The organism is Streptomyces coryli (assembly GCF_011044975.1).
In the GTDB taxonomy this organism is placed as follows: Bacteria; Actinomycetota; Actinomycetes; order Streptomycetales; family Streptomycetaceae; genus Streptomyces; species Streptomyces coryli.
This window is the reverse complement of sequence record NZ_JAAKZV010000386.1, coordinates 1-4,941: the sequence shown is the minus strand read 5'-3', so window position 1 is coordinate 4,941 and position 4,941 is coordinate 1. Positions and strand designations below refer to the sequence as shown.

Genomic DNA, 4,941 nt, shown 5'->3' with positions numbered 1-4,941 from the left:
GGTGGGTGGGCACACCGGACCGGAACCCGCGGAGCGCCACCGGTGTATCCACCCCAAGGAGGTGCCCACATGCGCCGCTTCATCCGCATCGCCATCGTGCTGCTCATCGCCCCGCTGATTGGCTTCGCCCTCGCCGTGCCCGCCAGTGCGGGCGGGCCGACGAGCGTCGCCGTCTTCAACGCCGGCAGCTGGCAGGCGACCGCGTTGCACGCGACCTCGGAGTCGTATGACGAGCTCGCCAACGCCATCGGCGAGTTGTCCGACCAGACACACGCGCTGAGCAAGGCCCCGTCGAGCGCCGCACTCGGTGGCCAGGAGGGCCGCCAGGTCACCGCCACCTGGATGATCCACGATGTCCAGGTGTGGCGCGTCGACCGCATCCACCTGGACACCCGAGACGGCCGCCCGTTGATCCTCCGCTCCTTGACCGACCTCTCCGGCCGCGAGGCCAAGCCCACGCAGACCTGGCTGCGGGCCGCCGACCCGGAGGGACTCCGCCAACTGCTGGCCCAGCTGAAGGTGGACGGCAAGCAGCCGGCCCAGGGCGCCGGCAAGGGCGGCGGCGAAGCCACGGGCCAACCCGCCGCCGCACAGCCCGACAAAGCGTCCGACCCGCGTGCCGCCACGCCGGACACCGACGCCGCCACCGGCTGGTGGTGGGCCCTGCCCGGCGCGGCGGCCGGCGCGCTGCTGGTGTGGGTGTCGCTGCGCGCCCGCCCTCGTACAGGGGTCGAGGGCAGGTCGCGCTGGGAGCTGCTCGACGTGTCGGAGCCGGACGAGCCGGGCCCCGGCGAACAGCCGGACACCTGGCCGGCGGGTCAGCCGACCGGCAGGCCCGGCGCCGGATAAGCCGCCATCAGCTCGGCCACCTCACCCCGGATCACCTTGAGCGCGACCTCGTCCTCCGCCTTCGCCGCGGCCACCCCCCTGTCGATCCACACAGCGACCTGCTCCATGTGCTCCGTCGTCAGCCCCCGCGAGGTCAGCGACGGTGTGCCGATGCGCAGGCCCGACGGGTCGAAGGGCTTGCGCGGGTCGTACGGGACGGTGTTGTAGTTCGTGACGATGCCGGCCCGGTCCAGGGCCTTGGCCGCGATCTTGCCCGGGACGTCCTTCGGCGTCAGGTCCATCAGGATCAGGTGGTTGTCCGTACCGCCCGACACGAGGTCGAAGCCGCGCTCCGCCAGCGCCGCGGCCAGCGCCTGGGCGTTGGCGACGACGGCGTGTGCGTAGTCGCGGAACGACGGCTGCGCCGCCTCGTGCAGGGCGACGGCGATGGCGGCGGTGGTGTGGTTGTGCGGGCCGCCCTGGAGGCCGGGGAAGACGGCCTTGTCGACCGGCTTCGCGTACGCCTCCTTGGTCAGCAGCATCGCGCCGCGCGGCCCGCGCAGCGTCTTGTGCGTGGTCGTGGAGACGACGTCGGCGTGCGGGAACGGCGACGGGTGCGCGCCACCCGCGACGAGCCCCGCGATGTGCGCGATGTCGGCGACCAGGACGGCGTCGATCTCGCGCGCGATCTCGGCGAAGGCGGCGAAGTCGATGGTGCGCGGGATCGCCGTGCCGCCGCAGAAGATCAGCTTGGGGCGGTGCTCGCGGGCGAGATCCCGTACCTGATCGAAGTCGATCAACCCGGTGTCGGCGCGCACCCCGTACTGGACGCCGTTGAACCACTTCCCGGTCGCCGACACCCCCCACCCGTGGGTGAGATGGCCGCCCATCGGCAGCGACATCCCCATCACCGTGTCGCCGGGCTCGGCGAAGGCGAGGTAGACGGCGAGGTTGGCCGGGGAGCCGGAGTACGGCTGCACGTTGGCGTGATCGGCGCCGAAGAGGGCGGCCGCGCGGCCGGCGGCGAGGGCCTCGATCGGGTCGACGTTCTGCTGGCCCTCGTAGTAGCGGCGGCCGGGGTAGCCCTCGCTGTACTTGTTGGTGAGGACGGTGCCGGTCGCCTCGAGGACGGCGCTGGACACGTAGTTCTCGCTGGCGATCATCCGCAGGGTGTCGGCCTGCAGCTGCTCTTCCGCTCCTACGAGCGCCGCGAGCTCCGGGTCGGCGGCACTGAGGGCAGGGTGGTCAAGGGGCATCGGCGTAACCTCCGGGTCGCATCGCTGTCGTCCCCGGGTGCCCAGGCGGGCGGCACCTTCGTGTGCTCTTCGCCGAGCACCGCTTCCCCGTGGTCGATTCCACGTATCGCCAGTCGCGGCGCTCGTGGCCCACCCTAGCGCCGTGGCGGCGGGCGGGGAGGGCCCGTTCCGCCATGTGGGCGCCGCGACACCGCGGGCGCGAGGGTTGCGCCGCGCGGCGGAAGCGCACGATAGAAGTGGGTCCCACAAGGGCCCACCTCCAACTCCCGCCGTACCACGAACGGAGCCGAAGCGATATGTCGACCACGCAGGACCAGATCCGCGCCGCGGACGCCCACAGCGCGCACAACTACCATCCGCTGCCCGTCGTCATCGCCTCCGCCGAGGGCGCCTGGGTCACGGACGTCGAGGGCGAGCGCTACCTCGACATGCTGGCCGGCTACTCGGCGCTGAACTTCGGCCACGGCAACCGGCGGTTGCTGGACGCCGCCCGCGACCAGCTGGAGCGCGTCACGCTCACCTCCCGCGCCTTCCACCACGACCGCTTCGCGGACTTCTGCACGCAGCTCGCGGCCATGTGCGGCAAGGACATGGTGCTCCCGATGAACACCGGCGCGGAGGCGGTCGAGACCGCCGTCAAGACCGCCCGCAAGTGGGGCTACCGGGTCAAGGGCGTGCCGGAGGGCCGGGCGAAGATCGTCGTCGCGGAGAACAACTTCCACGGCCGTACGACGACGATCGTCTCCTTCTCGACGGACCCCGAGGCGCGCGCGGACTACGGCCCGTACACGCCGGGCTTCGAGATCGTCCCGTACGGGGACCTGGACGCGCTGCGCGCGGCCGTCGACGACGACACGGTCGCCGTCCTCCTGGAGCCGATCCAGGGCGAGGCGGGGGTGCTGGTCCCGCCGCCCGGCTATCTGGCGGGCGTGCGCGAACTCACCGCCGCGCGCGGGGTGCTGTTCATGGCGGACGAGATCCAGTCGGGCCTCGGCCGTACGGGCCGGACCTTCGCCTGCGAGCACGAGGGCGTGGTCCCGGACGTCTACATCCTCGGCAAGGCGCTGGGCGGCGGCGTCGTCCCGGTCTCGGCGGTGGTCGCCGACCGCGACGTGCTCGGCGTCTTCCACCCCGGCGAACACGGCTCCACCTTCGGCGGCAACCCCCTCGCCTGCGCGGTGGGCCTGGAGGTCGTGGCCATGCTGCGGACCGGCGAATTCCAGCAGCGCGCCACGGAGCTCGGCGACCATCTGCACGCCGAACTGGGCCTGCTGACGGGCAACGGCCCGGTACGGGAGGTGCGCGGCCGCGGCCTGTGGGCGGGCGTCGACATCGACCCGTCGTACGGAACGGGCCGCGAGCTGTCCGAGAAGCTGATGGCACGCGGCGTCCTGGTCAAGGACACCCACGGCTCGACGATCCGCATCGCCCCGCCGCTGGTGATCAGCAAGGAGGACCTGGACTGGGGCCTGGACCAGCTGCGGGCGGTGCTGACCTGAGTCACACCCCGGCGTTCAGCGCCCGGCACAGCGCCGCCACCGCGCCGGGGAACAGGTGATCCGGCGGCGTCGCGTAGCCCACGATGATCGCGCTGCGCGACGTCTCCGGGGCGGCGTACGTCAGCAGGCCCAGGTGGCTCACCGCCAGCCCCTCGCGGGCGGCGGCCCGCACCACCGCCCGCTCGTCCGTCCCCGCCGGCAGCTCCAGCAGCGCGTGCAGCCCGGCCGCGATGCCGGTCACCCGCACGTGCGGGGCCTTCCGGGCCAGTTCGGCGACCAGCCGGTCGCGCCGCCGCCGGTAGCGCATCCGCATCGCGCGCACATGCCGGTCGTACGCGCCCGAGGTGATGAACTCCGCCAGCGTCAGCTGCTCCACGGAGCCGACCACGGTGTTCTCGCCCAGCGCCTCCTGGTACTCCCCGACGAGCCGCCGCGGCAGCACCAGCCACCCCAGCCGCAGCGCCGGGGCCAGCGCCTTGCTGGCGGTGCCGCAGTACACCACCCGCTCCGGGTCGAGGCCCTGCAGCGCGCCCACCGGCTGCCGGTCGTAGCGGAACTCGCCGTCGTAGTCGTCCTCGACGATCAGCCCGCCCGCCGCCCGCGCCCAGTCCACCGCCGTGGCCCGCCGCTCGGGCGGCAGCGCGACGCCCGTCGGGAACTGGTGCGCGGGCGTCATCAGCACGGCGTCCACGCCGAGTCGGTCGAGGCCCGCGGTCCGCGTGCCGCCGTCGTCGTACGGCAGCGCGGCGAGCCGCAGCCCGGCACGGGTGAGGAGGTCGCGGTGCGGCCCGAGCCCGTACGACTCGACCGCCACCTGCCGCGCGCCGGTGCCGTGCAGCATCCGGCCCAGCACGCCGAGCCCGTGCGCGAAGCCCGCGCACACCACGATCCGCTCCGGGTCCGCGTCCACCCCGCGCACCCGCGCCAGATACTCCGCCAGCGCCGCCCGCAGCTCGAACCGCCCGGCCGGCCCCTGATACCCGAACGCCTCGCTCGGCGCCGCGGCCAGCGCCCGCCGGGTGGCGGTGGCCCAGGCGGTGCGCGGGAAGGCGGAGACGTCGGGCTGGCCCGGCATCAGGTTGTACGTGACCGGCGGATTCAGCGGATGCCGGGGCGACCGCGCCGGGCGCCCCGCCCGCGCCCGCCGCGGCTCGGCCCGCTGCGCCACCCGCGTCCCCGACCCCTGCCGCGCGGTCAGCCACCCTTCGGCGACCAGCTCGGCATAGGCATCGGCGACGGTATTACGGGCCACACCGAGGTCCGCCGCCAGCGCCCGCGACGACGGCAGCCGCACCCCGGGCGCCAGCCGCCCGCTCCGCACCGCCTCCCGCAAAGCCCTGGTCAGCGAGGCCCCGGAG

4 protein-coding genes and 1 riboswitch are annotated in these 4,941 nt (G+C 73.9%); of the genes, 2 read left to right on the top strand and 2 right to left on the bottom strand.

Going from position 1 to position 4,941, the window contains the following annotated elements; genetic code table 11:
• Positions 1-69 precede the first annotated feature (69 nt).
• Complete coding sequence (locus G5C51_RS39805) at positions 70-849, top strand: hypothetical protein (RefSeq protein WP_165245466.1); 780 nt, start codon at positions 70-72, stop codon at positions 847-849.
• Here G5C51_RS39805 and G5C51_RS39800 read toward each other — a convergent pair.
• Positions 819-2,084: a serine hydroxymethyltransferase gene (locus G5C51_RS39800; RefSeq protein ID WP_165245464.1), complete on the bottom strand. Its 1,266-nt coding sequence runs from the start codon at positions 2,082-2,084 to the stop codon at positions 819-821. The genes G5C51_RS39805 and G5C51_RS39800 overlap by 31 nt on opposite strands.
• Positions 2,085-2,116: 32 nt before the next feature.
• A riboswitch (ZMP/ZTP riboswitch) is annotated at positions 2,117-2,211 on the bottom strand.
• A 169-nt stretch (positions 2,212-2,380) separates the two neighbouring features.
• Here G5C51_RS39800 and rocD point away from each other — a divergent pair.
• Entirely contained in the window at positions 2,381-3,583 is a 1,203-nt protein-coding gene (gene rocD / locus G5C51_RS39795) for an ornithine--oxo-acid transaminase (RefSeq protein ID WP_165245462.1), read from the top strand.
• Position 3,584: 1 nt separating this feature from the next.
• On the opposite strand, the gene pdxR is transcribed toward rocD, so the two are convergent.
• Positions 3,585-4,928, bottom strand: a complete 1,344-nt coding sequence (pdxR, locus tag G5C51_RS39790; protein ID WP_165245468.1) for a MocR-like pyridoxine biosynthesis transcription factor PdxR — start codon at positions 4,926-4,928, stop codon at positions 3,585-3,587.
• Between the last annotated feature and the right edge of the window lie 13 nt (positions 4,929-4,941).

Coding starts and splice junctions, on each gene's coding strand:
- rocD (WP_165245462.1), top strand. CDS start 2,381: ATGTCGACCACGCAGGACCAGATCCGCGCCGCGGACGCCCACAGCGCG.
- G5C51_RS39800 (WP_165245464.1), bottom strand. CDS start 2,084: ATGCCCCTTGACCACCCTGCCCTCAGTGCCGCCGACCCGGAGCTCGCG.
- G5C51_RS39805 (WP_165245466.1), top strand. CDS start 70: ATGCGCCGCTTCATCCGCATCGCCATCGTGCTGCTCATCGCCCCGCTG.